The following is a 25297-nucleotide window of genomic DNA, read 5'->3' as shown; positions in this document are numbered from 1 at the left end:
GTGTCTCACATACGGAGACGCATCGTCTCAGGACGTGGGAAGTGGATCAGGCTCCGGGTAGGGCCAGGCGTTGGGGCGGCAGGTCTTTCCGTCCGTCGTCAGGAACTTCGTCTGCTGCATCATCACCGGCGCCAGGGCGCCGTCCGCGCTGCAGGACTCGTGGTCGCGGCCGAGCCGGTGACCGACCTCGTGGTTGATCAGCATCTGCCGGTAGGCGTGCATGTCGTCGCCGAAGGTCTGCGAGCCCTGCGCCCACCGATAGGCGTTGATCATGACGCGGTCGGTGGCGGCGGAGTCGCAGGAGACGTTGTCCTCGGTGGTGTCCAGGCCGGACTTGGCGCACCAGGTGGCCGTCGTGCGGGGGCTGGCGAGGGTGACCACGAAGTCGGTGTCGCCGGAGGAGACGCGCTCGAAGGTGCGCTTCTTGCCGTGGCCCCAGCTGCGCTCGTCGTTGAGTGTGCGGTGCACGGCGTCGGCGAAGAGGGTGCCGTCGAGCGGGAGCCCCTTCTCCACGTCAACGCGGTAGCGCAGGACTTCACCCTTTCCGGGGGCCTTGTCCTCGCCGCCCACGGCCTCGAAGTCGCCCGAGCCCCCCGCCTTCGCCTCCAGCGGGTACTTCTTCGCCATCTTCTGCTCGTACGTGACGGGGACCTCGGCACCGCCGTTGGGCGTGGGCCTGCTGTCGGAGCGGGAGGCGGTGTCCGCGCCCGGGCGCTTGCCCACGTCCGCGGAGTGCGCCTGGGCCTTGCCGTCCGCGCCGTCCTGCACCTGCCCCGCCACCGTGACGGCCAGCACGGCCGTCACCAGGGCGGCGGCCACTCCCGTCACGGTCCGCGCCAGCCGCCTGCCGGAGCCGCGGGCCTCGGCGCGGGCCGCGGCGCGGGGGCCCCGGGGTGCGCCGCCCGCCGGGGCGGGGCGTCGGCCGGAGCCGGTCGGCATGGGCACCCGGGTGTGGGTGACGGCGTCGCCGTCGGAAGCACTGCCGGAGAGATACCCGGTGGCGGAGTACGTGGGCCCGGCGGGTGCGGCGGGGACGGTACCGGGCGTCTGTGCGCGCTGCGCGCCGATGACGCCCCAGCCGAGCACCGGGTCGCGCTGCTCGGGGTGGCCGCCGCGGGCGGAGGGCCGGGCGGACTCCTCCCGGCCGGAGCCCGCGCCCAGACCCGCGCTGTACCCGGCGTCGTAGTCGGGGCCGAAGCCCGCGTCGAAGTCGGCCGCCAGCTCGGCGGCGTCGGCACCGGAGGCGGCACCGCGCCTGCGCCCCGTGCCCGGACCCGGCACGGCGGAGGCCTCGGGGCCGGCCCGGCCGTGCGCGGCGGGGCCGCCGTCGGGGGCGCGGCGGCGGCCCGTACCGGGGGCGGCGGCAGCGGCGGACCCGCGAGGGGCCCGGTCGGCGCGTGCGCTGTGTTTACCCACGGGGCGGGGCGCTCCGTTCAGATGTCGTGGCGGTATCCGCGAGCAGTGCCCGGAAGGCGCGAGCCACCGCGTCCGGGTCCTCCATCATCGCGACATGACCCGCCTCGAGAAGCGTCAGCAGCCGCGAGTCGCGGAATGCCTTGCTCGCGCGGCGGGCCATACGGATGGAGACGAGCTGGTCGCGCATTCCGTACACGAGCAGAGTAGGGGCAAGGACCTTCTCCGCCTGGCGCCACAGCGAATGCTGTCCGCCGAGTGTGTACGCGTCGACGATGCCGCGCGCCGAGCGGGCCATGACCTCCCAGAAGTAAGGGAGCTCCAGCCGCCGCTCGTACTCCGCGGCCGCCAGGGCGAACCCCTCGGACGTCACCCGCGAGGGGTCGCCGTAGCAGAGGGCGAGCACCTCGCGGGTGCGGCGCTCGGGGGTCCAGTCCCTGGTCGCCCGGGCGAAGAAGGAGACGACGCCCGGCACGGCGAGCAGCGCGGTGGGCACCGCCGTGCGCTGCGGGCGCAGCTCGGGCAGGGCGGGCGAGACGAGCGTGAGCGTACGGACCAGGTCCGGCCGGACGGCGGCGACGCGGGTGACGACGGCGCCGCCCATCGAATTGCCGACGAGGTGGACGGGGCCGCGGCCGGCGGCGTCGAGATAGCGGATGATCACCCGGGCGTAGCCGGTGATGGAGTAGTCGCCGTCCTCGGGCGGCGGCGCGTCGCCGAAGCCAGGCAGGTCGAGCGACTCGGCGTCGACGACGCCCGCGAGCCGCTCCATGAGCTCGGACCAGTTCTGCGAGGAGCCGCCGAGGCCGTGGACGAACAGGGCCGGCGGCAGAGCCTCGCCGGGGGCGTCGGCGGGCGGCCGGGAGCGCACGGTCAGCGTGAGGCCGGGCAGCGTCACCGTGCGCAGCTTCTCGCCCCGGCTGACCCGCGAGGAGCGCGTGGGCGGCACGACGGGCACGGCGCGTGCGTCCGGCGACTCGGTCGAAGACATGCGGGCAATGTTACGAGACGATCACGTCCGAACCTTTGTGGTGGCGGTCACAGATCGCCTGGCGATACCCGGCGCCGTCTCCTAGGCTGCTCATGAGGGACTACCAAGGAGTACGAGGGCGAGTACGAGGGCGCCACACTGGATGCTGGAAGGGATCCCGCATGCCTGTCGACCCGACCGATCCGGAAACCTTCGAGGAAGAGGCGGACGTCACGGAGATCGACGTCGAGGCCCCCGAGGCCGACGCCGCGGAGCAGCACGCCGACATCGCCCCCCACCGAGACGACCCGATGTCCGAGACCCACCCCGACGAGTCGAACGAGGCCGACCGCGCCGAGCAGGCCCGCGTGGTGGAACTGGACGAGGACGACTATCGCTGAGGCGCGACCCAGGACGGGCCGGCGCGGCCGTCACGGCCGGGACGGCGCCGGGCACTCATGTACGGATTGAGGCGTTTGTCGACTTCCCACAGCGTCCGGTCCGTGAAATTCTCCGCTCCGACCACGCACGGCCCGGTTACCCAAAAGTACGATGGCGGGCGCGGTGCACACCGTGCACGGAACAATCATGGGAGGCGGCGTGACAGCCATCGAGCAGACCGAGGCGCGCCCGCGAGGCACGCGCCTGCCGCGCCGAGCCCGACGCAACCAGCTCCTGGGCGCGGCCCAGGAGGTCTTCGTGGCCCAGGGGTACCACGCGGCGGCGATGGACGACATCGCCGAGCGCGCGGGCGTCAGCAAGCCGGTGCTCTACCAGCACTTCCCGGGCAAGCTCGACCTCTACCTGGCCCTGCTGGACCAGCACTGCGAGAACCTCCTGCAGGCCGTCCGCACCGCGCTCGCGTCCACCTCCGAGAACAAGCTGCGCGTGGCGGCCACCATGGACGCCTACTTCGCGTACGTGGAGGACGAGGGCGGCGCCTTCCGCCTCGTCTTCGAGTCCGACCTGACCAACGAGCCGGCCGTGCGCGAGCGCGTCGAGCGGGTCTCGCTGGAGTGCGCCGAGGCGATCAGCGACGTGGTCGCCGAGGACACCGGCCTGTCCAAGGACGAGGCCATGCTGCTGGCCGTGGGCCTCGGTGGCGTCTCCCAGGTGGTGGCCCGCTACTGGCTCTCCAGCGAGAGCACGGTCCCGCGCGAGACGGCCGTCCAGCTGCTGACGTCGCTGGCGTGGCGCGGCATCGCGGGCTTCCCCAAGGTCGCCCACGAGCAGCACTGAGCCCCGCCCCCCGCCCGCGCGGTCGGCTGTTCGCTGCGAGCGTGCGGGCGGGGGCCCGGCTCGCCCCCGTACCGGGCTAATGTGTGGAACGTACGGCGCGGATGGTTCGCGCACCCCTCCCCTGGGCTTCGCCACGGGGACCGCACACCTTCGGAGGGACAGACCGTGGAGGTCAAGATCGGCGTGCAGCACGCGCCCCGCGAGATCGTTCTGGAGAGCGGGCTGGCTGCCGAGGATGTAGAGCGCGCGGTGGCCGAGGCCCTCACCGGCAAGGCCCAGCTGCTGAGCCTGGAGGACGACCGCGGCCGCAAGGTGCTGGTCCCGGCCGACCGGCTGGCGTACGTGGAGATCGGCGAGCCGGCCGTCCGCAAGGTCGGATTCGGCGCGATGTGATCACGCGATGATCGCGACATGTCCGGCCGAGGCCGGACATGAACGGCGGGGCCCCGGTGTGGAATTCACCGGGGCCCCGCCGTTGTCGTAGGGGGCATTCCTGTGTGACTGTCGTAGCCGACACCGGGATCAGCGACGAGGGTTGCCCGGATCGGTCATGGGGTAAGACCGCTACGACCGATTTGCACCCCGCTTCTCGGCCACCTCACGGGAGGGAATGAGCATGATCCTCTGGGAAGCGCTCGGCTCGGTCCTCATCGGCCTCGCCGTCTCCTACGGAGCCCTGCGCTGGCTTCCCATGCGCTACGGACAGTTCCGTTCCCGCACCCTGACCCTCGCCACCGGACCGGTCGCCGCGCTGTTCGGCGCGCTGCTGGCGCACTCCGTGCTGGGCCCGGGCCACGTCGTCGCCACGCTGGCGGTGTCCCTGGGCGTGGCCGTCGCGCTGCTCTCGCTGCTGCTGCGCCCCGCCGGCCGGGCCCGCCGATCAGCCACGGCTTGAGGCGGGCCCACCGGGAACCGGGGGCCCGCCGGGATCCGGCGGGGCCGCACGGTGTCGCGACGTCGTCAGGCGGCCAGGCCCAGCGCGGCCATCCGCTTGGTGTGCGCCTCGGTGATCCGGGAGAACATCTTCCCGACCTCCGCGAGGTCGAAGCCGTCGGCCACGCCGCCCACCAGCATCGTCGAGAGCGCGTCGCGGTCGGCGACCACGCGCTGCGCCTGCGAGAGCGCCTCGCCCATCAGCCGGCGCGCCCACAGCGCGAGCCGGCCGCCCACGCGCGGCTCGGCCTCGATCGCGGCGCGGACCTTCTCGACCGCGAACGACGCGTGCCCGGTGTCGTCCAGCACGGTCAGCACCAGCGCGCGGGTGTCGGAGTCCAGGCGCGCCGCGACCTCGCGGTAGAAGTCACTGGCGATCGAGTCGCCCACATAGGCCTTGACCAGGCCCTCCAGCCAGTCCGAGGGCGCGGTCTGGCGGTGGAACTCGTCCAGCGCGGCGGCGAAGGGCTCCATCGCGGCGGTCGGCGGCGCGTCGATGGCCTCCAGCCGGTCCCGCAGCCGCTGGAAGTGCTGGAACTCTGCGGCGGCCATCTTGGCCAGGGCCGCCTTGTCGTCCAGCGTGGGGGCCAGCTTGGCGTCCTCGGCGAGCCGCTCGAAGGCGGCCAGCTCGCCGTAGGCGAGGGCGCCGAGCAGGTCGACGACGGCCGCACGGTACTGCGGGTCGGCGGAGGCGTGGGCCCAGTCCTGGGCGGCGATCCCGGTGTGCTCCCCGGCGTCGGGGCTGGCGTTCTCTGGCGTGTCGGACGTCTCCATGCAGCGAACGATAGCCCGCCACGCGACACGACGAACCCCCTGGTCAGACAGTTCATCCCGATCCGGACACAGGATTGTCCGGACACACATGCGCCTTTCCGGGGTACAGTGCTAATAGGCCAGCCGAGTATTCGGCGGGCCGAACTCATGCTGTGTCTTCTGGAGGCCTGTCTTCAGGACTGCAGCGGATGCCCGGTCGGTGGCCCGATCGGCTTCCACAAAACCGACCGCCCTCCGCGCGGTACGTACGGGACGTACGCACACCAGGAGGGATCCGCTCGCGGCACGTGCGCTCGAGCGAAGGCAGTGGTCCCGCGCCACCCGGATGCTCCTGGCAACCGGCTCTGTACCGGCGCGGTCCGTACGTTCCCTTCGTACGACCCCCTTCGCCGCTCGTGCCGCGTCTCACAGAAGAGGCAAGATTCTGTCCACTTTCCGAGACCTCGGGATTCTGTCCGAAACCGCCGAAGCGCTCGAAGCCGTCGGCATCGTGAATCCGTTCCCCATTCAGGAGATGACGCTCCCGGTCGCCCTTTCGGGCTCCGACGTCATCGGCCAGGCCAAGACCGGCACCGGCAAGACGCTGGGCTTCGGCCTGCCCCTGCTGGAGCGGGTCGTCGTCCCCGCGGACGTCGAGGCCGGCCGGGCGAAGCCCGAGCAGCTGACCGACGCCGCCCAGGCGCTCATCGTGGTCCCCACCCGTGAGCTCTGCCAGCAGGTCACCAACGACCTCCTGACCGCCGGCAAGGTCCGCAACGTCCGCGTCCAGGCCATCTACGGCGGCCGCGCCTACGAGCCGCAGGTCGAGGCGCTCAAGAAGGGCGTCGACGTGATCGTCGGCACCCCGGGCCGCCTGCTCGACCTGGCCGGCCAGAAGAAGCTCAGCCTGGCGCACATCAAGGCGCTCGTCCTGGACGAGGCCGACGAGATGCTCGACCTGGGCTTCCTGCCCGACGTCGAGCGCATCATCACGATGCTGCCGGCCAAGCGCCAGACGATGCTGTTCTCGGCCACCATGCCGGGCGCGGTCATCTCGCTGGCGCGGCGCTACATGTCGCAGCCCACGCACATCCGCGCCACCTCGCCGGACGACGAGGGCCAGACCCACGCCAACATCGCCCAGCACATCTTCCGCGCCCACAACATGGACAAGCCGGAGATGGTCGCCCGCATCCTGCAGGCGGAGGGCCGCAACCGCGCGATGATCTTCTGCCGTACGAAGCGGACGGCCGCCGACATCTCCGAGCAGCTCACCCGCCGCGGCTTCGCCGCCGGCGCGGTCCACGGCGACCTCGGCCAGGGCGCCCGTGAGCAGGCGCTGCGCGCCTTCCGCAACGGCAAGGTCGACGTCCTGGTCTGCACGGACGTCGCCGCCCGCGGCATCGACGTGGACGACGTCACGCACGTCGTCAACTACCAGACCCCCGAGGACGAGAAGACCTACCTGCACCGCATCGGCCGCACCGGCCGCGCGGGCAAGTCGGGTACGGCCGTCACGCTGGTCGACTGGGACGACATCCCGCGCTGGAAGCTCATCAACAAGGCGCTCGAGCTGCCGTTCGACGAGCCGGAGGAGACGTACTCCACGTCCCCGCACCTGTACGAGGCGCTGGGCATCCCGGCCGGCACGAAGGGCATCCTGCCCCGCAACGAGCGGACCCTGGCCGGGCTCGACGCGGAGGTCCTCGAGGACCTCGGCGAGCCGGGCGGCCGCGGTGGCCGCGGCCGTGACAGCCGTGGCCGGGACCGTGACCGTGACCGCGTCCAGGAGGAGCGCCCGGCGCGCACCCCGCGCCAGCGCCGTCGTACGCGCAACGGCGCGCCGGTGTCCGCCGAGGGCACCCCGGTCGCCGGCTCCGGCGAGCAGGCCGCTCCCGTGGCCGGTGGCGCTCCGGAGACGCCGGCCCGGCCGCGTCGCCGCCGCCGTACGCGCAGCGGTGCGGGCACGGCCCCGGCCGTCGCCGCGACGCCCGTGACCGAGCAGGCGCAGGCCGCCCCGGCCCCGGCCGACGCTCCGGAGGCCCCGGCCCGCACGCGTCGCCGCCGCACCCGTGGCGCGGACCGGGCGGCGGCCGTGACGGCCACCGAGGTCCTCGAGCCCGCCGTGTCCGTGCCGGCCGCCCGCGCGGCGGAGCCGGCCGTGGAGACGGCGCCCGTGGTGGCCGCCGAGACGGTGGCCGTCGTGGAGGCCGTGGAGACGAAGCCGAAGCGGACCCGTACCGCGAAGAAGGCCGTCGAGACGGTCGAGCCGGCCCCCGAGGCCGAGGCCGAGGTCAAGCCGAAGCGCACCCGCGTCGCCAAGAAGGCCGCCGCCGCCCCCGAGGCCGTGGCCGCCGTCGAGACCGCGGAGGCCGCCGAGGCCAAGCCGAAGCGCACCCGCGCCAAGAAGGCCGTCGAGGCCGCTGTCGAGGTCGCCGAGACGGTGGAGGCCAAGCCCAAGCGGACCCGCACCGTCAAGGCCGCCGCCGAGCCGGTGGAGGCCGAGGCCGCCGAGGCCAAGCCGAAGCGCACCCGCGTCGCCAAGAAGGCCGCCGCCGCCCCCGAGGCCGTGGCCGCCGTCGACGCCGCGGAGACCGCTGAGGCCAAGCCGAAGCGCACCCGCGCCAAGAAGGCCGTCGAGGCCGCTGTCGAGGTCGCCGAGGAGAAGCCGAAGCGGACCCGCACGGTCAAGAAGGCCGAGGCCGTCGTCGACACCGCGGAGGCCGCCGAGGCCAAGCCCAAGCGCACCCGCGTCGCCAAGAAGGCCGTCGCCGCCGTCGAGACCGCGGAGACCGTCGAGGAGAAGCCGAAGCGCACCCGCGCCAAGAAGGCCGTCGAGACGGTCGAGGTCGCCGAGGAGAAGCCGAAGCGGACCCGTACCGCCAAGAAGGCCGCCGCGCCGGTGGCCGAGGGCGAGCCCGAGGCGAAGCCGAAGCGGACCCGCGTGGCCAAGAAGGCCGTCGCCGCCGCCCCGGCCCCGGAGGCCGAGGCCAAGCCCAAGCGCACGCGCACGGTCAAGAAGGCCGAGGCGTAAGCGGGGCACCGCACCACGGCGACGGCCGGTCATCCCACGGGGTGGCCGGCCGTCGCCGTATCGGCGACCCGCCCGTCCGGCCGCCGTCCGACGTCGCGTTAGCCTCGTGGCATGAGCAAGCCGCCCTTCCTCACCCTGCCCGCGTGCGCACGCGCGTACCTCCTGACCACCGAGCGCGGCGAGTTCGCCGTGCACGACGCCCGGCCCGGGGCCGCTCCGCGCGGTACGGCGCTGCTCGTGCCGGGGTTCACCGGCAGCAAGGAGGACTTCGTCGCGCTGCTGGAGCCGCTGGCGGCGGCCGGGTACCGGGTCGTGGCCGTGGACGGGCGCGGGCAGCACGAGAGTCCGGGGCCGCGGGACGAGAGCGCGTACGGGCAGGCCGAGTTGGCGCTCGACGTCCTCGCGCAGGCGGCCGCCGTGGACGGCGAGGGCGGCGGCGTGCACCTGCTCGGGCACTCGCTGGGCGGGCTGATCGCACGGGCGGCGGTGCTCACCGACGCCTCGCCGTTCCGCTCCCTCACGGTGATGAGCAGCGGTCCGGGCGCGATCTCCGCGTCGCAGCAGGCCCGTACGCGGCGCCTGGTCCAGGCCCTCGGGGTGCTGGACATGGAGAGCGTGTGGCAGGAGATGCGGCGCGAGGACGCGGAGAGCGCGGACGCCGTCGACACTCCCCCGGCGCTCGCGGAGTTCCTGCACCGCCGCTGGACGGGCACCGTCCCCGAGCAACTCATGGCGACCGGGCGGCAGTTGACCGTCGAGCCGGACCGTACCGCGGAGCTGGCGCGGGTCGCGCTGCCCAAGCACGTCGTCTCCGGGGCGCTGGACTACGCCTGGCCGGTGCCGGAGATCGACGCGATGGCGAAGGAGCTGTCGGCGCGGCGCACGGTCGTCCAGGGCGCGGGGCACTCCCCCAACGCCGAGCGGCCCGCCGCGACGGCCGAGGCCCTCGTCGGCTTCTGGGAGACGGTCTGACGGCGGCTAGCAGCCCGTCTTGACGGTGACCGTGAAGAGGGCGCCCTCGCGGTCGCGCAGCGTCGCCTCGCGGCCCACGCGCGAGTGGGTGGGTTCGGAGACGACCGCGCCCCCGTTGGCGAGGGCGGCCTCCACGGCCTTCTCGACGTCGTCGACGCGGAAGAAGACGTGCCAGCGCGGCCGGATGCGCGGGTCGGGGTCGGCCTCGACGGCGCCGCCGCGCAGACAGGCCACGGTGCGCTCGCCGGCGCGGACCGTCACCGCGTCGTCCTCGTAGCGGACCTCGAGGCGCTCCGGCCGGTCCACGGTCCAGTCGAAGATCTCGCCGTAGAACATGGCCGCGGCGAAGGCGTCTCGGGTGCGCAGCTCCAGCCACGCGGGCGCGGCGCCGGCGCCGATGCGCCAGCCCGGCAGGTTCTTGCCCTCCCAGAAGCCGAAGACGGCGCCGGCGGGGTCCGCGGCCAGGACGACGCGGCCGCGGCCGACCGCGAGGGGGCCGACCGCGACGGTGCCGCCGCGCTCGCGGACCCGTGAGGCCACCGTGTCGGCGTCGGCGACGGCGAAGTAGGAGGTCCAGGAGGCGGACAGGCCCATGCGGCTGACGATGTCGCTCAGCCCGGCGACGGGCTTGCCGTCGGAGATCGCCACGGCGAAGCCCTCGCCCAGGGAGCCGGGGCGGAACTTCCAGCCCAGCACCGCGCCGTAGAAGTCCTGCGCGGAGGAGAGGTCCGCGGTCAGCAGGCTCACCCAGCAGGGCTGCCCCAGCCCTGCGCCGTCGGAGGCCGACATGGCCGATCGCCTCGTTTCTTTTCCTCAGTGCCGCGCATCCCGCGGGAGGCCGCGCGCCCGTCCGCCGGGGCGGTGCGGCCGCGCCGCGACCCGCCCCCTGCCAGGGTTCCACTCGCTTCCCGCGCGCGCATTCCGGCACGCGCGGGGCGTGCCCGGTTCGTCGCGGGTACAACCCGGTCGGCGCCCGTCGGCGGCGTCAGTACTGGGTGCTCAGGTGGTCCCAGAAGCCGTCCCGCAGCGCGCGGCGCAGGTCCGCGTGGCCGCGCAGGGACAGGCCGAGCAGCGCCTCCGCCTCCACGAGCAGTTCCTGGTCGACGGTGCCGGGCAGGTACGGGTGGCCGGGCAGCAGATCGGCGAGCGAGGCCCGGCCGCGCGAGCCCAGCCACTGCGCCGCCACCTGGGCGCCGACGAAGCGCACGTCGTCGCGGGAGGGGGCGGGGCCGGGCCGTTCGGGGGCCTCACCGAAGGGCTCGTAGCTGCTGCGCCGCGTGACGTAGGGCCGGCAGAACTCGAGGTCGAAGGTGCGCTGGCTGTCGACCTCCCACAGCAGCGGTTCGGCCTGGTTGCGCCCGCCGACGGCCTCGATGCCCCACAGGTGGACGCGGGCGCCGTAGCCCTGTGCCGCCTCGACCGCCGAGACGAGGTCCTCGTCGCCGCCGATGAGCACCGCGTCGCTGATGGCGCGGTGGCGGGCGAGGGATTCGAGGTCGGTGCGGATGAGGGAGTCGACGCCCTTCTGCTGGTTGTTGGCGTTGAGGTTGCCGAGGCGGACCTTGACGTCGGGGAGCTCGGCGATGCTCTGCTGTTCGGTGGTGTGGATGCGGCGGCGGGCGCCGTCGTACCAGTAGACGCGCAGCAGCCGGCTGTCGGGGAAGATCGTGCGGGCCTTGTCGATGAAGGCCTCGATCAGTCCTTCCGCATCGAGGGCGAAGGCGCGCCGGTCCTCGGTGCCGGCGACGAGGCGGCCCGCGGCGGCGTAGGCGTAGCCGGCGTCGACGAAGATCGCGTGGGTGGAGGGGGTCGTCGCGACCTCGGCGAGCACCCGTGTGAGCAGCTCATTGGTGCGTTCGATGCCGGCGGCGAGGTCGGTGAGGTCGGCCCGGCGGGTGCTGCCGGGCAGGTGGTTCGGGTCGTTCATGCAGTTCTCACCAGGAGTCAGTGGTTAGTCATGTTAAAAATTTCTTTAGCGTAGGGAATGTTTGTAGGGGTCACCTCGTTGGACACGTATGGAACGCGCGCAGCACCGTCGCCGCGCGCGTCACTGTTCACAGTTCTCCTCAGGAGGATCAGACGAAGGGAGAAGCCTTGCGCTTCGAGATCATGCGCCTGGACGACGTCGACGGTACGGCCGTCGACAGCACCGTCGTGGACGCCGCCTCCGTCAACCGGATCGTGCAGCAGGCCGCCTCGATAGGCCAGCGCATCTACATCCGCCCGGCCGAATCCGCGGTCCGGTAACGCCCACCGCGTACCCACAGACAGAACACCCCCGTACGGACCACCGTACGGGGGTGTTCTTCGTCGCGCCCGGCTCAGTGGGCGTCGATCACCTGAGTGATGCCGTTGATGATCTGCTGCACGGCCAGCGCGGAGAGCATCATGCCCGCGAGCCGCGTCACCAGCACCACACCACCGTCCTTGATCACCCGGATGATGTGCAGCGAGTTCCGCATGACCAGCCACAGCACCAGGTGGATCGCGGCGATCGCGCACCACACGGAGACCTGGGAGGCGACGGAGTCGGCGTGCTGGACGGCCAGGATCACGGAGACGATCGCACCGGGGCCCGCCAGCAGCGGCATGCCCAGCGGCACGAGCGCGACGTTGACGTCCTTCGTCTGGGTCGGCTCCTCCGACTTGCCCGTGAGCAGGTCCAGGGCGATGAGCAGCAGGAGCAGACCGCCCGCGATCATCAGCGCCGGGGTCGTGATGTGCAGGTAGTCCAGGATCTGCTGGCCGCAGATGCCGAAGACGGTGATCACGCCGAAGGCGACCACGGCCGCCTGCCAGGCCATGCGGCGCTGGACCTTGGCGGGGCGGCCCGCGGTGAGGGCCAGGAAGATCGGCGTGATCCCGGGCGGGTCCATGATCACGAACAGGGTGAGGAAGAGGGAGCCGAAGACAGCGATGTCGAACACAGTGAGGGCCTTGCGGGAGTGGTGCGAGCAGGAGCGGAACAACAGGGGGAGTGACGACGGGCTCGTACGGCCGGCCGCGTGCGGTACGCGGAAACGGCGATGAGGGGGTACGCACACCGTCACCCGTACGAGGACATCCGTACGGGCAGGGGGTGAGGGGGCGGTCAGCCGCCGGCGCCCGGGACGGGGAACGCGCCCGTCGCGCGGCGGGTGATCTCGCCGTAGATTTCCGGGTCGGTCGTGAACTCGCCCAGGCGGCACGTCTTGCGGCTGCCGTGGTAGTCGCTGGAGCCGGTGGTCAGCAGGCCGAGCTCGGCGGCGAGGCCGCGCAGCCGGGCCCGGGTGGGGGCGTCGTGGTCCATGTGGTCCACCTCGATGCCGTCCAGTCCGGCGGAGGCCAGCTCGGCTATCGCGCTCTCGGGCACGCAGTGGCCGCGCTTCAGTGCCATCGGGTGCGCCAGCACGGCGACGCCGCCGGCGGCCTTGACCAGGCGGACCGCCTCGAAGGGGTCCAGTTCGTGCTTCTCGGCGTAGGCGCGGCCGCCGCCGGCGAGCCACTGGGGGGTGAAGGCGTCGGAGACCGTGTCGATCACTCCGAGCTCGACCATGGCGCTGGCCACGTGCGGCCGGCCCACGGCGCCGCCCGCGGCGAGCTCGGCGACGCGCTCCCAGGTGACGGGCACGCCCAGCTCATTGAGCTTGGCGACCATGGTCCGGGCGCGGGGCTCGCGGTCGTCGCGGACCAGCTCGCGCTCGCGCGCGAACTCGGGCTCCGCGGGGTCGAAGAGGTAGGCCAGCATGTGCAGGCTCAGGCCGTCCGGGCCGTTCAGCCGGCACGAGAGCTCGGCGCCGGTGACCAGGGTCAGCCCGGCGGGGAGGGCCGCGATGGCCTCGGTGTGGCCGCCGACCCCGTCGTGGTCGGTCAGGGCGACGACGTCCAGCCCGGCGGCGGCCGCGTTGCGGACCAGCTCGGCGGGGGTGTCCGTACCGTCCGAGGCCGTGGAGTGGGTGTGCAGGTCGATGCGCACGACACGACTCCCCACAGCGAACGGAACAGACAGGACCGGTTCAGGATAACGGGCCGCGTTGTGGGCAATCGTCCCGCTGGGCGATGGGGGTACCCCCATGCCGTTCAGGCTATGGGGGAGGGTGGGCACAACGGGACCACCGGGCCGCACCCGCCCCGCAAACACTGCTCAGGGCGACAGAATCCGCGGCGACAGCGCCCCACAGGGCAACAGATCCACTTCGGCGCCGGCGTCGCGCAGGTCGGTGAGCACCAGCTCGTCGTACATCAGCAGCCCCGACCGCTCCGGCCAGACGATCGCCCAAAGCCACAGCCCCCGGGCCTCGCCCGCGAAGACGGCCCGGTCGCCGGGCGCGTTGTCCACGTGCCACAGGGGCGTCGGGCGGCCGGCGGCGTGCACCTTGGCGTGCGGGGAGCGGTCCATGCGCAGGTGGGAACCGGGGTCGGGGCCGTCGACGCCGGCGTAGCGCGCGCCGAGGCCGACGCCGAGCTCCTCCGCGACGAGCAGCAGCTCACCGGGGCCGCCGAGCGGGCTCGGCCCCGAGCAGGCGACGGCGGTGGCGCGCCCGCCGCTGCGGTCGTCGCCGGCGCAGACCACGCCGGTGAAGAGCCAGCCGACGGGCAGCGGCCAGGGCATCCAGACCGGCACCCGGGCCCGGCGGACCACGACGGCCAGCGCTTCGACACTGGGCGGGACGACCGGCTGCAGAGGGTGCACGGTGCCGTGCACGCCGCACTGCCAGGAGTCGGCGAAGAGACCGGGCGCTCGCACCCGGCCACCGCACTTCGGGCAACTGGGTTCGCCCCTCATAGCCTCCAACGGTCCTACCAGGCCGCCCTCCCGTCAAGGACGATCACCCGTCCGGAGTCGATGCCGTCACACCGTTCCGGCCTTCCGCCTCCCTGGGCCGCACAAGGGATTCAGCCCAGCGGCACGCCGGACCGCAGCGGGTCGCGCAGGTCCGTGCCGTGCTGCAGCCAGCGCTCCTGCAGCGCGGCCGCGCCCTGCACCCGCTTCCACGCGGCCTCGTTGGGCGTCATCGGCAGCAGGGGAAGGAAGCGGACGGGGTCCATGGGCTCATCGAGCTCCAGGTCCTCGACGAGGCCGCCGGACTCCGCGACGAGCACGGAGGTGAAGGGCGCGCCCGGCCACAGCGGCTCACCGGTGTCGAGGGAGGCGCCGGGCGCCACGATCAGGCCCTCCACCTGCGGGGACGCGGCGAGCACGGCCAGCGGGCGGAGCACCTTGTCGGTGTCGGCGCGGCCGGCGCGCACCGACAGCAGCAGCTCGGCGCGCGGGCCGCGCAGGGGGTCGGCGACGGCGGCGGTGGGGTCGGTCATCGGCTGGGCGGACATGCCGAGCGTGGCGTAGCGGACGACGTCCCCGCCGTCGTCCTCGGCAGGGAAGCGCAGGACTTCGATGCGGTCCGTGCCCAGGAAGGTCACCGCTGCGCGGGCGTCCGGCTCGCCGAGAGCCATCACCAGCCGGGCCTCGACGAGTGCGAGAACGTCTGACATGCAGTGAGCATAGAACGCGTATCGAACGGGCAAAGGGGGGCCTTGACGCGCCGCGCTCCTGCTAGCCTTGGCTTGCCTCGACCTCTGGTCAAGGCGTTACGTTCGTCCCTCAGCGGGGACCGGCCGGAGGAGGTGGGGCTGCGGTGGATCCTAGTCGACCGTGCAGTACCGACAGTTCTCCCGTCTTCCCGCTCCGGACGCGCGTCACCCTGTGATCTGAAGCCTTCCGAGCCCGGCCTTCCCGCCGGCGTCGTCCCGGAAGTCCTTCCTCGCCCGCAGCACTTGGCGGAAGAGCGCCTGCCTCTCGCTTTGTTCCGTGTTCTCTGCGAAGTTCTCCGCGAACTGCCGTCAGTTGTACGCACCGCGCGAAGCGCCGCCCGATTTGCGGACGTACCAGCACGCCGGCCCCCCGGGCCACCACGTCTACGTTTCAGGAAGCGTTGCGCCCCGCGTCACCGGCTGACGGCCGGCCCGTGAAGGAGCCAGCCATGTCGATGATCCGTGACCTGCGTGCAGCGGTCCGCCCCGCCCTGCGTCGGGTGCCCGTCCAGGGCGGCGGCTACGACGCCACCCGTGACCCGTCCGCCAGCAGCGCCGTCGTGGACTGCGCCGTCTACCGCGACGGCAAGCGGGTGAGCGACCACGTCAGCCCGGCCGAGGCCATGCGCCGGGTGCGCGCCGAGGGCGGCTTCGCGTGGATCGGGCTGCACGAGCCCGCGGAGCACGAGTTCTCCGGGATCGCGCGGGAGTTCGGGCTGCACCCGCTGGCGGTGGAGGACGCGGTCCACGCCCACCAGCGGCCCAAGCTCGAGCGGTACGACGACACGCTCTTCACCGTCTTCAAGACGATCCACTACGTCGAGCACGCCGAACTCACCGCCACCAGCGAGGTGGTGGAGACCGGCGAGGTGATGTGCTTCACCGGCGCGGACTTCATCATCACCGTCCGGCACGGCGGCCAGGGCTCGCTGCGGGCGCTGCGCCACCGGCTCCAGGACGACCCCCAGCTGCTCGCCAAGGGCCCCTCGGCCGTCCTGCACGCCATCGCCGACCAGGTGGTCGACGGCTACATAGCCGTGGCCGACGCCGTGCAGGACGACATCGACGAGGTGGAGATCGACGTCTTCTCCGACCCCGGCAAGGGCAGCCGGCGCGGCGGCGACGCGGGCCGCATCTACCAGCTCAAGCGCGAGGTCCTGGAGTTCAAGCGGGCGGTCACCCCTCTGATGCGGCCGATGCAGCTACTGAGCGAGCGGCCGATGCGGCTGATCGAGCCGGACATCCAGAAGTACTTCCGCGACGTCGCCGACCACCTCGCGCGCGTGCACGAGCAGGTGGTCTCCTTCGACGACCTGCTCAACTCCATCCTCCAGGCCAACCTCGCGCAGGCGTCCGTCGCCCAGAACGAGGACATGCGCAAGATCACCTCTTGGGCGGCCATCTTCGCCGTCCCGACGATGATCGCCGGGATCTACGGCATGAACTTCGACCACATGCCGGAGCTGCACTGGAAGTACGGCTATCCGGCGGTCATGGCCGTCACGGTCGCCATCTGTGTGACGATCCACCGCGGCTTCAAGCGCAACGGCTGGCTCTAGCGCGGGGGCTTTCAGACCCCGGTCTCCGGGGGGACGGGCGGCCGCCTCCGGTCCCCCATGATCACCAGGACCAGGCCCGCCATGATCACGGCGAGTGCGGGGTACGCCGCGGCCGGCGGCAGCTGGCCCAGCCAGAGCGCCGCGATCAGCGCCGCGCCCGGCGTCTCCAGCAGGATCGCGGTGGAGGTGACGGAGGGGCCGAGGCCCTTGACCACCCGGTTGATCAGCGAGTGGCCCAGCAGCTGCGCGGTGAGCGTGAGCACGGCCAGCTTCAGCCAGGTCTCCCCGCTGTAGCCGCCGAGCGAGGTGCCCGACACCAGGCAGGTCGCCAGGAGCAGCACGGTGGTGGTCGCGTAGCAGACGTAGGAGTACGCGATGGTGCTCACCGTCCGCCTGACCTCCGCCCCCAGCAGGACGTACCCGGCCGCCGCCATGCCGCCCGCGAGGGCGAGGGCGTCCCCGGCGAGGGCGCGGGGGGACAGGGACAGGTCGACGCCCGTGAGGATCACCACGCCCAGGAAGGCGAGCCCGGTGCCCGCCCAGACCAGCGTCGGCGGACGGTGGCCGCGCAGCCGCAGCAGCAGGGTGGTCCAAATGGGTGTGGTGGTGACCAGTGCGGTCGAGGAGGCCACCGAGGTCATGTGCAGGCTCGGCAGCCAGACGCCGAAGTGCAGCGCCAGCAGCGCGCCCGCGGCGACCGCCAGCAGCGCCGCCCGGCGCCCGATGCCGCGCAGCTCGGCGCGGTGGCGCCACAGGGCGAGCGGGGTGAGCGCGCCGACGGCCATGGCGTTGCGCCAGAAGGCGATGGCCAGGGCGGGGGCGGCGGTGGCGGCGATGAGCGGTGCCGACAGGGAGACCGCTGCCACGGCGGTCCCCAGCAGGAGGAGCTCGGTGCGGACGGCAGGGGGCGCCGAGGCTGCCTCGGGGGCCGGCACGGCGGGGGCGGTCGGTATCGCCTCACGGCGCGTACGGGCGGCACTCACGCCCCTAGCCTAGGCCCAGGCATGCCGCTGGGTGAGGCGGAGCGGACGCTTAAGGTAAGCCCATGACGATGACGCAGGCGCTGATCGAAGAGGCCACGAAGAAGTCCGGTCTCATCTGGGTGCAGGGCCCGACCGGGCCGAGCCGTGCGCTGTGGCACGTCTGGCACGACGGCGCCGCCCACATCGTCGGCGGACCCGGCGAGCAGCCCGTGGACGCCCTCGCCCTCACCGACGGCGGCTCGGCCACCGTCACCGTCCGCAGCAAGGACAAGGGCGGCCGGCTGGTGACCTGGACCGCGACCGTCAGCGAGCTCCCGCCCCGCGGCGAGGCCTGGACGGCCGCCGTGGCCGAGCTCAAGGGCAAGCGCCTGAACGCGCCGGACGCGGAGCGCCTCGAGGAACGCTGGGCGCAGGAGTGCCGCGTGCTGCGCCTCGCGCCCTCCGGCGCCACGGTGGACCTCCCGTCGGGCTCCCTGACGGCGGTGCCCCTGCCCACGCCGGCGACGACCCGCCTCCCGATGCCGGCGGCCCTCCCCAAGCTCCTGCGCCGCGGCCGCAAGGGCCGCTGACGCACCGCCTCGGCCGGGGTCAGCCCCCGCTGGGGATGTGGAGCTGCTTGCCGTAGTCCACGGTCTGCTCCTTCGTCGGGACGGCGAGGGCGAAGTCCTTGCCCCAGCCGTCCAGCTCCAGCTGGCCCGCTCCCCCGGCGCGCTGCACGCGCAGGGGGTAGGGCGTGCCGACGAGGGAGACGTCCAGCGTGCCGCCGCCGCCCTTCGCGCCGGTGACGCGGATGGTGCGGACGCCGCCGACCGTGCCGTGGTCGCCGCGGGCGAGCGTGCCGTGCAGGCCGATGAGCCCGTCGAGCAGGACGTCCTTGTCCGTGAAGCCCTTGAGCTGCTGGTACGAGGGGTCGTCGGCGGGCACCTTGACGTACTTGTCGTCGAGCTTGCCCGCGGCCGCCGCGGCGTCCGCCTTGGCCGTGGGCGCGGCCTTGGCCGACGGCGACGGCGTGGCCCCCCGGGACCAGAAGCCGGCCGGGGCCTTGAGGTACAGGGCGTCGCCCACCCGCAGCAGCTCGAAGGCGCTGGCGTTGGAGGAGGAGACCCGCCCCGTGCCGCCGTTCTTCTTCAGCCGCATGTCGAGGCGGTACGTACGTCCCTGGCTGACGACGTTTCCGGACAGGTGGACGGTCTCCGCGCCCCGCGCGGCGGCGCGGGCCTTGTCCTGGATGGCGGTGGCCTCGAGCTTGCCCACGCCGTTGGTCCCCGCGTCGGGGTCCTCGCCACCGCCGCAGGCCGTGAGCGCCGCGGACAGGCCGACGCACAGTGCCCCCACGAGAGCCGCGTTCCGGGTTCGCACCTCGCTCTTGCCTCCTGTTACCGGTGGGATACGGCGGCAGCGTACCTGTGCCGCCCCGGAGCGGAAGCCGGGAGTCCGTACAGGTCGTGCCAAGAGTCCGTACGGCCGTCTCTCCCGCGCCCGGCGAAGCCGGTCACGTTAGCCTGAATCGGACACCCGGGACGTGAGGAGGTGCGCGGCGATGGCAGCAGGCGCCCACCGGGTGTTCGTGTCGCACCTCGCGGGCGTGGCCGTGTTCGACCCCAACGGCGACCAGGTGGGCCGGCTGCGCGACGTCGTGGCGATGCTCCGCGTCGGCGGCCGGCCGCCGCGCGTCCTGGGGCTGGTGGTGGAGGTCGTCAGCCGCCGCCGAGTCTTCATCCCCATGACCCGGGTCACCGGCGTGGAGTCGGGCCAGGTGATCACCACCGGCGTGGTCAACATGCGGCGCTTCGAACAGCGGCCGACGGAGACGCTGGTCCTCGGCGAGCTGCTCGACCGCCGGGTCCGGCTCGCCGGCACCGACGAGGACGTCACCGTCCTCGACGTGTCGATCACCCAGCTGCCGGCCCGCCGCGACTGGGAGATCGACAAGGTCTTCGTCCGCCGGGGCAAGGGCGGCGCCCTGCGCCGCAAGGGCGAGACGCTGACCGTCGAGTGGTCGGCGGTCAGCGGCTTCTCCCTGGAGGAGCACGGCCAGGGCGCCGAGAACCTCCTGGCGACCTTCGAGCGGCTGCGCCCCGCCGACCTCGCCAACGTCCTGCACCACCTCTCCCCCAAGCGGCGCTCCGAGGTCGCGGCCGCCCTCGACGACGACCGGCTCGCGGACGTCCTGGAGGAGCTGCCGGAGGACGACCAGATCGAGATCCTCGGCAAGCTCAAGGAGGAGCGCGCCGCCGACGTCCTGGAGGCCATGGACCCCGACGACGCGGCCGACCTCCTCTCCGAGCTGCCCGAGGAGGAGAAGGAGCGGCTGCTGACCCTCATGCAGCCGGACGACGCGGCGGACGTGCGCCGGCTCCTGGCCTACGAGGAGCGGACGGCCGGCGGCCTGATGACCACCGAGCCGATCGTGCTGCGCCCGGACGCGACCGTCGCCGACGCCCTCGCCCGGGTCCGCAACCCCGACCTGTCCCCCGCACTCGCCGCGCAGGTCTACGTCTGCCGGCCGCCGGACGAGACCCCCACCGGGAAGTACCTGGGCACCGTCCACTTCCAGCGGCTGCTGCGGGATCCGCCCTTCACGCTCGTCGGCTCGCTCACCGACACCGATCTGCGCCCGCTGCCGCCGGACACCCCGCTGCCGGCCGTCACCAGCTACCTGGCCACGTACAACATGGTCGCCGCGCCCGTCGTGGACGACAGCGGCTCGCTGCTCGGCGCGGTGACCGTCGACGACGTGCTGGACCACCTGCTGCCCGACGACTGGCGCGAGACCGAGCTCCTCCAGGGCGCCCTCGGCATGAGCGATCTGCCGGAGGTGGCCGATGGGCGCTGAGCGCACCGACCGCGGCGAGCGGGAGCGGGCGGCCGACCGGGCGGCGCACGAACGGCCGCACCCGCCCCGGGTGCGGCTGGACCTGCCCCTGGTGCGGCGGCGCGGCTGGCTGCCGGAGTACGACCCGGAGGCGTTCGGGCGGACCTCGGAGCGGATCGCGCGGTTCCTGGGCACCGGGCGGTTCATCGTCTGGATGACGGTCGTCATCATCCTGTGGGTGGTGTGGAACACCACCGTCCCCGGGCACCTGCGCTTCGACAACTATCCGTTCATCTTCCTGACCCTGATGCTGTCGCTGCAGGCCTCGTACGCGGCGCCGCTGATCCTGCTGGCGCAGAACCGGCAGGACGACCGCGACCGGGTCAACCTCGAACAGGACCGCAAGCAGAACGAGCGCTCCATCGCGGACACCGAGTACCTGACGCGGGAGATCGCGGCACTGCGCATGGGCCTGGGCGAGGTGGCCACCAGGGACTGGATCCGCTCGGAGTTCCAGGACATGGTCAAGGAGCTGGAACAGCACCGGGTATTCCCGGAGGAGAGTGAGGAACGCGACCGTTGACGGGCCTTTCCGGAGGCCCCCTCACGCGCCGTACCATCGTCCCTATGGCTACCGACACGAACGGAACGTCCCCGAGCGAGGACGCGGTCCGCACCGCGCTCGCGACGGTGAACGACCCCGAGATCCAGCGACCCATCACCGACCTCGGGATGGTCAAATCGGTGGAGATCGCGGCGGACGGTTCGGTCGCGGTGGCGGTCTACCTGACGGTCTCCGGCTGCCCCATGCGGGAGACGATCATCAGCCGGGTGAGCGAGGCGGTCTCCGGCGTCGAGGGCGTCACGGGCGTCACCGTCGAGCTCGACGTGATGAGCGACGAGCAGCGGCGCGAGCTGGCGGCCTCGCTGCGCGGTGGCCAGGCCGAGCGCGAGGTGCCCTTCGCCAAGCCGGGCTCGCTGACGCGCGTCTACGCCGTCGCCTCCGGCAAGGGCGGCGTCGGCAAGTCGTCGGTGACGGTCAACCTGGCGGCGGCCATGGCGGCCGACGGCCTGAAGGTCGGTGTCGTCGACGCCGACATCTACGGCCACTCGGTGCCCCGCATGCTGGGCGCGGAAGGCCGTCCCACCCAGGTCGAGAACATGATCATGCCGCCCTCGGCCAATGGCGTGAAGGTCATCTCCATCGGGATGTTCACCCCGGGCAACGCCCCCGTGGTCTGGCGCGGCCCGATGCTCCACCGCGCGCTGCAGCAGTTCCTCGCGGACGTCTACTGGGGCGACCTGGACGTGCTGCTGCTGGACCTGCCCCCGGGCACCGGCGACATCGCCATCTCCGTGGCCCAGCTGGTGCCGAACGCCGAGATCCTGGTGGTGACGACCCCTCAGCAGGCCGCCGCCGAGGTCGCCGAGCGGGCCGGTTCGATCGCCGTGCAGACCCACCAGAAGATCGTCGGCGTCGTGGAGAACATGTCCGGGCTGCCGTGCCCGCACTGCGACGAGATGGTCGATGTCTTCGGCACGGGCGGTGGCCAGAGGGTCGCCGACGGCCTGACGCGGACCACGGGTGCGACCGTCCCGGTGCTGGGCTCGATCCCCATCGACGTCCGCCTGCGCGAGGGCGGCGACGAGGGCAGGCCCGTCGTCCTGACCGACCCGGAGTCCCCGGCCGGCAGCGCGCTGCGGGCCATCGCCGGCAAGCTCGGCGGCCGCCAGCGCGGCCTGTCCGGCATGTCGCTGGGCATCACCCCACGCAACAAGTTCTGAGCGGTAGAACGGTAGACGAACGGTAAGGGGCGGCCTCCACGGAGGCCGCCCCTTACCGTTCGTACCGTTCGTCTGCTGGGCGCAGGCGTGGCTCAGTGCTCGTACGTCGTGATGTCCTTGATCACCGAGAAGCCCATGCCGTACGCGCTCATGCCCCGGCCGTACGCGCCCACGTGGACGCCGCCCTCGGCCGAGCCGGCCAGGACCCAGCCGTACTCGGACTCGCGGTAGCGGAAGTCGGTCGGCACGCCGTCCACCGGCAGCGACAGCGTCGACCAGGGCGCCTCGTCCAGCTGGTCCGCCAGCTCCCAGGCGAGGGCCGTCTGCTGGTCCAGCCAGTCCTGGCGCAGGGCGCGCTCCATCTGGGCGGGCCACGTGCAGGCCAGCAGCCCCGAGCCGGCGAGCCAGGCCGCCGAGGAGACCGAGGTGGCCTCCAGCACGCCCGTACCGTCCGCGCTGCGCCGCACCGGGCGGCTGGCCACGGTCACCACGACCGCGAAGCGCTGTGTGCCCGTGTCGTGCTCGATCCGGCCCATCCGCAGCGAGGGCTCCGCGCCGTGGCCCGTGGCACCGTGCTCCACGGTGCCGTCGGCCGCGGCGCCGACCTGCATCAGCCAGCGCGGCCCGGTGTAGGCCTCGTCGAGGCCGTACCAGGGGAACGACGCCAGGAGGTAGCCGTCGACCGAGCGCCGGGTGCCGGGGCCGCCCTGTGGCACTCCCTGCTCGTCCACGGCGGTCTCGTCGGACGTACCGACCCCCTGCGCCCCTACCCGACTCGTCGTCTCCATCTGCGCGGCGCCTCCTCGTAGCCCCTTTGTTCTGGGCGCGTCCGCCCCGCGGGCGACACACCCCAAACAAAGGGAGGATAGCCACCCCCGTCAATGGGGCCCCGCATACGCGGGCTCAGGTGGCGTCGGCGTCGAACGGCGGATGACCGCCGGACTGCGGGTTCTCGCGCTTTTTCAGCAGGTCGGGCGTACCGGACCCGGCGGCCGGCGACGGCGCGGGCGCCGCCGGGTCGGCGTTGCGGCCGTGCACCGCGTCGGTGACCTCGGCCATCTCGGACTTGAAGTCGAAGCCGTTGCGGATGTCCTTCAGCCCCAGCTCGTCCTTCTCCAGCACGTGCTTGCGGACGAAGGTCTTGGGGTTGAGGTCCTCGAACTCGAAGTCCTTGAACTCGGGGCCCAGCTCGGAGCGGATGTCCTCCTTGGCGTTCTCGGAGAACTGCCGGATCTTGCGCAGTGTGCGCGACACATCCTGGATCATCTTCGGCAGCTTGTCGGGGCCGAAGATGAGCACGGCGAGGACGACGAGCGCGACCAGCTCGAGGGGTCCTATGTCGAGCACGTTGCACAGCTCCTTGGGGCGTCGGCGGCCGGGATCGGGCCGTCTATCACGGTACCTGGCCCGGCGGGTACCGCGGGAGACGCCTCGGCCAACGCCCGGCGAAGGCTCACCGGGTGCTCGCCGATCCCAGGGTCAGCCGTACGGTGCGTTCCCCGCCGTCGCGCTCGACCGTGAGGGTGAGCGTGTCACCGGGACGGTGGCTACGGATCTTGACGATGAGCTCCTGGCCGCTGTGGACGGGCACCCCGTCCACCTTCCTGATGACGTCCTTGGGCTGGATGCCCGCCTTGTCGGCGGGCCCGCCGCGGTTGACTGCCTGGGTCCTGGCGCTGTCGGTGTTCACCCGCGCGCCGTCGCCCGCGTAGCCCATGTCGAGCGAGACGCCGATGACCGGGTGGGTGGCCCGGCCGGTGTTGATCAGCTCCTCGGCGACCCGCTTGGCCTGGTTGACCGGGATGGCGAAGCCCAGGCCGATGCTGCCGCCCTGGCCGCCGGCCGCGGACTCGCCGACGGAGCGGATGGCGCTGTTGATGCCGATGACGCGGGCCGAGGAGTCCATGAGGGGGCCGCCGGAGTTGCCCGGGTTGATCGGGGCGTCGGTCTGCAGGGCGTCGACGTAGCTGATGTCGCTGCCGTCCTGCTTCTTGCCGCCCGCGGTGATCGGCCGCTCCTTGGCGCTGATGATGCCGGTGGTGACCGTGCCCGCCAGGTCGAAGGGCGCGCCGATGGCGACGACGGAGTCGCCGACGCGGACCGAGTCGGAGTTGCCCAGCGGCAGCGGGGTGAGGCCGGAGACCCCGGAGACCTTGATGACGGCCAGGTCGTAGCCGCCGTCCCGGCCCACGAGGGTGGCCTTGGCGGTCTGGCCGCCGTTGAACGTCACGGATATGGAGCCGTCGGAGCCGGCGGGCTGCACGACGTGGTTGTTGGTGAGGATGTGGCCCTTGTCGTCCAGCACGAAGCCGGTGCCCGTGCCGCCCTCGCCGCCGCCACGCACGTGGATCGTCACGACGCCGGGCAGGGCGCGGGCGGCGATGCCCGCGATACTGCCGGGCGCGCGGTCGCCCTTGCCGGGCGCCGCCTGCGGCAGCGTCACCCGGGACCCTCCGCCGTCCCGCTCCAGATAGACCCCGATCCCGGCCCCGACCCCGCCGGCGACCAACGCCACGGCCACGGCCCCCGCCAGCACCCTGCCCCGCGTCAGCGACCCCACCGCCGCCTTCTCCCGCGCCCCGCGCGCCGCGGACGCCGCCCACGGGTCGTACTGCCACGGCCCCTGCGTGGCGGGGGCGGGCCCGGCGGTGGGCACGGCCGTGCCGGGGGGCGGGGTGGGACCGGCGGGGGCGTGGGCGGGAGTGGATCCGGCGGCGGTGCCGTACGGCGGAGTCGGCCCGGCGGGGGCGTGGGCGGGGACAGGCCCGGCGGCGCCGTGCGCCGGGGCGGGACCGGCATACGGGTACGCCGGGGGCTCGGCCTGTGGGTACGCGGGCGGCAGGTGCGTGCCGTGCGGCGGCGTCACCACGGGGCGCTGCACGGGCGGCGCGGGCGCCCAGGGCCCGGGCCGCCCATAGGGCGGGGTGCCATACGGATCGGGCGCGTGCAGGGGGCCGGGAGGCCCGCCGTGCTCGGGCGCGGGGTGCGCGGTGGGGGCGGGTCGGGGCGCGTCCTCGGGTGCCGGATGCGCGGCGGGCGCCGGGACGGATTCGGCCATGCTCCCGGGGACGGCAGGCCCGGCGGACGCCTCGGCGTCAGCGACGGCCACGCTCTCGGGGCCAGCGGGCGACTGCGCGCCGGGAGCGGGCAGGTCGGCGACCGGCTCCGTACCGGGAGCGGAAAGACCGGCCTCCGCCTCCGCGCCAGGCGCGGAAACGGGCGGGGCCGACGGGGCCTGCAGGGGCCAGTCGTCGGGATTGCGGCGCCGACGGCTCCACCACTGCGGCTTGGGCCCGGACACCCGTGCCTTCCCCTCGTCCATTGCTCTCC

At 73.1% G+C, this 25297-nt stretch carries 26 protein-coding genes; 12 read left to right on the top strand and 14 right to left on the bottom strand.

The genetic code is table 11. The annotated features are described in order from the left end of the window. Positions 1-27: 27 nt before the first annotated feature. Positions 28-1416 carry a DUF3152 domain-containing protein gene (locus AB0G59_RS01160; protein WP_360906712.1) on the bottom strand — a complete coding sequence of 463 codons (1389 nt, stop codon included), beginning with the start codon at positions 1414-1416 and terminating at the stop codon, positions 28-30. Continuing rightward, a complete protein-coding gene (locus AB0G59_RS01155) occupies positions 1409-2404 on the bottom strand; it encodes an alpha/beta hydrolase (protein ID WP_360906710.1) in 996 nt (331 codons plus the stop codon). The genes AB0G59_RS01160 and AB0G59_RS01155 overlap by 8 nt, the downstream gene beginning before the upstream one ends. Before the next feature lie 161 nt (positions 2405-2565). On the opposite strand from AB0G59_RS01155, the gene AB0G59_RS01150 reads away from it, so the two are divergent. From AB0G59_RS01150 to AB0G59_RS01135, 4 genes are all read left to right on the top strand, one after another. Further along, on the top strand, positions 2566-2784 hold the full coding sequence (locus AB0G59_RS01150; RefSeq protein WP_360906708.1) for a hypothetical protein: 219 nt from the start codon (positions 2566-2568) through the stop codon (positions 2782-2784). A gap of 199 nt (positions 2785-2983) precedes the next feature. Next, positions 2984-3622 (top strand): TetR/AcrR family transcriptional regulator, encoded by a 639-nt coding sequence (locus tag AB0G59_RS01145; protein ID WP_071963301.1) that lies wholly within the window; start codon positions 2984-2986, stop codon positions 3620-3622. A 165-nt stretch (positions 3623-3787) separates the two neighbouring features. Continuing rightward, a complete protein-coding gene (locus AB0G59_RS01140) occupies positions 3788-4015 on the top strand; it encodes a DUF3107 domain-containing protein (RefSeq protein ID WP_071963265.1) in 228 nt (75 codons plus the stop codon). A 223-nt stretch (positions 4016-4238) separates the two neighbouring features. Continuing rightward, positions 4239-4517 carry a hypothetical protein gene (locus AB0G59_RS01135; protein WP_177337866.1) on the top strand — a complete coding sequence of 93 codons (279 nt, stop codon included), beginning with the start codon at positions 4239-4241 and terminating at the stop codon, positions 4515-4517. A 65-nt stretch (positions 4518-4582) separates the two neighbouring features. On the opposite strand, the gene AB0G59_RS01130 is transcribed toward AB0G59_RS01135, so the two are convergent. Continuing rightward, positions 4583-5329, bottom strand: a complete 747-nt coding sequence (locus AB0G59_RS01130) for a ferritin-like fold-containing protein (RefSeq protein ID WP_071963264.1) — start codon at positions 5327-5329, stop codon at positions 4583-4585. Positions 5330-5843: 514 nt separating this feature from the next. Between AB0G59_RS01130 and AB0G59_RS01125 the strand changes: the two genes are divergently transcribed. Together AB0G59_RS01125 and AB0G59_RS01120 are read left to right on the top strand one after the other, a co-directional pair. After that, positions 5844-8342 (top strand): DEAD/DEAH box helicase, encoded by a 2499-nt coding sequence (locus tag AB0G59_RS01125; protein WP_360906705.1) that lies wholly within the window; start codon positions 5844-5846, stop codon positions 8340-8342. Between the two features lie 111 nt (positions 8343-8453). Beyond that, positions 8454-9314, top strand: coding sequence for an alpha/beta fold hydrolase (locus AB0G59_RS01120; RefSeq protein ID WP_360906703.1), 861 nt, complete (start codon positions 8454-8456; stop codon positions 9312-9314). Positions 9315-9320: 6 nt separating this feature from the next. Here AB0G59_RS01120 and AB0G59_RS01115 read toward each other — a convergent pair whose 3' ends face one another. Both AB0G59_RS01115 and AB0G59_RS01110 read right to left on the bottom strand, forming a co-directional pair. Beyond that, entirely contained in the window at positions 9321-10103 is a 783-nt protein-coding gene (locus AB0G59_RS01115; RefSeq protein ID WP_360906701.1) for a VOC family protein, read from the bottom strand. Between the two features lie 196 nt (positions 10104-10299). Next, positions 10300-11241 carry an NYN domain-containing protein gene (locus AB0G59_RS01110; protein ID WP_360906699.1) on the bottom strand — a complete coding sequence of 314 codons (942 nt, stop codon included), beginning with the start codon at positions 11239-11241 and terminating at the stop codon, positions 10300-10302. A 167-nt stretch (positions 11242-11408) separates the two neighbouring features. Between AB0G59_RS01110 and AB0G59_RS01105 the strand changes: the two genes are divergently transcribed. After that, entirely contained in the window at positions 11409-11561 is a 153-nt protein-coding gene (locus AB0G59_RS01105) for a hypothetical protein (protein WP_177338129.1), read from the top strand. A 74-nt stretch (positions 11562-11635) separates the two neighbouring features. On the opposite strand, the gene AB0G59_RS01100 is transcribed toward AB0G59_RS01105, so the two are convergent. From AB0G59_RS01100 to AB0G59_RS01085, 4 genes are all read right to left on the bottom strand, one after another. Then, positions 11636-12241 (bottom strand): MarC family protein, encoded by a 606-nt coding sequence (locus AB0G59_RS01100; RefSeq protein WP_071964321.1) that lies wholly within the window; start codon positions 12239-12241, stop codon positions 11636-11638. A gap of 164 nt (positions 12242-12405) precedes the next feature. Further along, positions 12406-13269, bottom strand: coding sequence for a PHP domain-containing protein (locus AB0G59_RS01095; RefSeq protein ID WP_360906696.1), 864 nt, complete (start codon positions 13267-13269; stop codon positions 12406-12408). Positions 13270-13437: 168 nt separating this feature from the next. Beyond that, positions 13438-14079 carry a DUF6758 family protein gene (locus AB0G59_RS01090; protein WP_071964323.1) on the bottom strand — a complete coding sequence of 214 codons (642 nt, stop codon included), beginning with the start codon at positions 14077-14079 and terminating at the stop codon, positions 13438-13440. Positions 14080-14189: 110 nt separating this feature from the next. After that, a complete protein-coding gene (locus AB0G59_RS01085) occupies positions 14190-14786 on the bottom strand; it encodes a suppressor of fused domain protein (RefSeq protein WP_360906694.1) in 597 nt (198 codons plus the stop codon). Between the two features lie 488 nt (positions 14787-15274). On the opposite strand from AB0G59_RS01085, the gene corA reads away from it, so the two are divergent. Then, complete coding sequence (gene corA, locus AB0G59_RS01080; RefSeq protein ID WP_071964325.1) at positions 15275-16384, top strand: magnesium/cobalt transporter CorA; 1110 nt, start codon at positions 15275-15277, stop codon at positions 16382-16384. 11 nt (positions 16385-16395) lie between these two features. Here corA and AB0G59_RS01075 read toward each other — a convergent pair whose 3' ends face one another. Next, complete coding sequence (locus AB0G59_RS01075; protein WP_360907536.1) at positions 16396-17319, bottom strand: DMT family transporter; 924 nt, start codon at positions 17317-17319, stop codon at positions 16396-16398. Between the two features lie 110 nt (positions 17320-17429). On the opposite strand from AB0G59_RS01075, the gene AB0G59_RS01070 reads away from it, so the two are divergent. Next, a complete protein-coding gene (locus AB0G59_RS01070) occupies positions 17430-17936 on the top strand; it encodes a hypothetical protein (RefSeq protein WP_360906692.1) in 507 nt (168 codons plus the stop codon). A gap of 19 nt (positions 17937-17955) precedes the next feature. On the opposite strand, the gene AB0G59_RS01065 is transcribed toward AB0G59_RS01070, so the two are convergent. Further along, positions 17956-18726 (bottom strand): hypothetical protein, encoded by a 771-nt coding sequence (locus AB0G59_RS01065; protein WP_071964328.1) that lies wholly within the window; start codon positions 18724-18726, stop codon positions 17956-17958. A gap of 181 nt (positions 18727-18907) precedes the next feature. On the opposite strand from AB0G59_RS01065, the gene AB0G59_RS01060 reads away from it, so the two are divergent. From AB0G59_RS01060 to AB0G59_RS01050, 3 genes are read left to right on the top strand one after another with little or no spacing between them, the layout of a single operon-like run. Continuing rightward, positions 18908-20203 carry a CBS domain-containing protein gene (locus AB0G59_RS01060; protein ID WP_071964329.1) on the top strand — a complete coding sequence of 432 codons (1296 nt, stop codon included), beginning with the start codon at positions 18908-18910 and terminating at the stop codon, positions 20201-20203. Next, positions 20193-20765 carry a DUF1003 domain-containing protein gene (locus tag AB0G59_RS01055; RefSeq protein WP_360906690.1) on the top strand — a complete coding sequence of 191 codons (573 nt, stop codon included), beginning with the start codon at positions 20193-20195 and terminating at the stop codon, positions 20763-20765. The genes AB0G59_RS01060 and AB0G59_RS01055 overlap by 11 nt, the downstream gene beginning before the upstream one ends. 44 nt (positions 20766-20809) lie before the next feature. Further along, positions 20810-21967: an Mrp/NBP35 family ATP-binding protein gene (locus AB0G59_RS01050; protein WP_360906688.1), complete on the top strand. Its 1158-nt coding sequence runs from the start codon at positions 20810-20812 to the stop codon at positions 21965-21967. Between the two features lie 92 nt (positions 21968-22059). On the opposite strand, the gene AB0G59_RS01045 is transcribed toward AB0G59_RS01050, so the two are convergent. The 3 genes from AB0G59_RS01045 to AB0G59_RS01035 form a co-directional block, all read right to left on the bottom strand. After that, positions 22060-22755, bottom strand: coding sequence for a hypothetical protein (locus AB0G59_RS01045; RefSeq protein ID WP_071964333.1), 696 nt, complete (start codon positions 22753-22755; stop codon positions 22060-22062). 115 nt (positions 22756-22870) lie between these two features. Then, positions 22871-23314 carry a sec-independent translocase gene (locus AB0G59_RS01040; RefSeq protein WP_360906686.1) on the bottom strand — a complete coding sequence of 148 codons (444 nt, stop codon included), beginning with the start codon at positions 23312-23314 and terminating at the stop codon, positions 22871-22873. A 106-nt stretch (positions 23315-23420) separates the two neighbouring features. Beyond that, positions 23421-25289 (bottom strand): trypsin-like peptidase domain-containing protein, encoded by a 1869-nt coding sequence (locus AB0G59_RS01035; RefSeq protein WP_360906684.1) that lies wholly within the window; start codon positions 25287-25289, stop codon positions 23421-23423. Between the last annotated feature and the right edge of the window lie 8 nt (positions 25290-25297).

Source organism: Streptomyces sp. NPDC021096 (assembly GCF_040641275.1).
Taxonomy (GTDB): Bacteria; Actinomycetota; Actinomycetes; order Streptomycetales; family Streptomycetaceae; genus Streptomyces.
Note: the sequence above shows the minus strand (reverse complement) of the source record. Positions and strands in the feature narration are given on the sequence as shown.

What these genes read in the sequence shown, in the direction of transcription:
- AB0G59_RS01110 (WP_360906699.1), bottom strand. Translation starts at nt 11,241, where the DNA reads ATGAACGACCCGAACCACCTGCCCGGCAGCACCCGCCGGGCCGACCTC.
- AB0G59_RS01050 (WP_360906688.1), top strand. Translation starts at nt 20,810, where the DNA reads ATGGCTACCGACACGAACGGAACGTCCCCGAGCGAGGACGCGGTCCGC.
- AB0G59_RS01090 (WP_071964323.1), bottom strand. Translation starts at nt 14,079, where the DNA reads ATGAGGGGCGAACCCAGTTGCCCGAAGTGCGGTGGCCGGGTGCGAGCG.
- AB0G59_RS01130 (WP_071963264.1), bottom strand. Translation starts at nt 5,329, where the DNA reads ATGGAGACGTCCGACACGCCAGAGAACGCCAGCCCCGACGCCGGGGAG.
- AB0G59_RS01035 (WP_360906684.1), bottom strand. Translation starts at nt 25,289, where the DNA reads ATGGACGAGGGGAAGGCACGGGTGTCCGGGCCCAAGCCGCAGTGGTGG.
- AB0G59_RS01060 (WP_071964329.1), top strand. Translation starts at nt 18,908, where the DNA reads ATGGCAGCAGGCGCCCACCGGGTGTTCGTGTCGCACCTCGCGGGCGTG.
- AB0G59_RS01115 (WP_360906701.1), bottom strand. Translation starts at nt 10,103, where the DNA reads ATGTCGGCCTCCGACGGCGCAGGGCTGGGGCAGCCCTGCTGGGTGAGC.
- AB0G59_RS01150 (WP_360906708.1), top strand. Translation starts at nt 2,566, where the DNA reads ATGCCTGTCGACCCGACCGATCCGGAAACCTTCGAGGAAGAGGCGGAC.
- corA (WP_071964325.1), top strand. Translation starts at nt 15,275, where the DNA reads ATGTCGATGATCCGTGACCTGCGTGCAGCGGTCCGCCCCGCCCTGCGT.
- AB0G59_RS01070 (WP_360906692.1), top strand. Translation starts at nt 17,430, where the DNA reads ATGACGATGACGCAGGCGCTGATCGAAGAGGCCACGAAGAAGTCCGGT.
- AB0G59_RS01125 (WP_360906705.1), top strand. Translation starts at nt 5,844, where the DNA reads ATGACGCTCCCGGTCGCCCTTTCGGGCTCCGACGTCATCGGCCAGGCC.
- AB0G59_RS01045 (WP_071964333.1), bottom strand. Translation starts at nt 22,755, where the DNA reads ATGGAGACGACGAGTCGGGTAGGGGCGCAGGGGGTCGGTACGTCCGAC.
- AB0G59_RS01085 (WP_360906694.1), bottom strand. Translation starts at nt 14,786, where the DNA reads ATGTCAGACGTTCTCGCACTCGTCGAGGCCCGGCTGGTGATGGCTCTC.
- AB0G59_RS01120 (WP_360906703.1), top strand. Translation starts at nt 8,454, where the DNA reads ATGAGCAAGCCGCCCTTCCTCACCCTGCCCGCGTGCGCACGCGCGTAC.
- AB0G59_RS01155 (WP_360906710.1), bottom strand. Translation starts at nt 2,404, where the DNA reads ATGTCTTCGACCGAGTCGCCGGACGCACGCGCCGTGCCCGTCGTGCCG.
- AB0G59_RS01055 (WP_360906690.1), top strand. Translation starts at nt 20,193, where the DNA reads ATGGGCGCTGAGCGCACCGACCGCGGCGAGCGGGAGCGGGCGGCCGAC.
- AB0G59_RS01135 (WP_177337866.1), top strand. Translation starts at nt 4,239, where the DNA reads ATGATCCTCTGGGAAGCGCTCGGCTCGGTCCTCATCGGCCTCGCCGTC.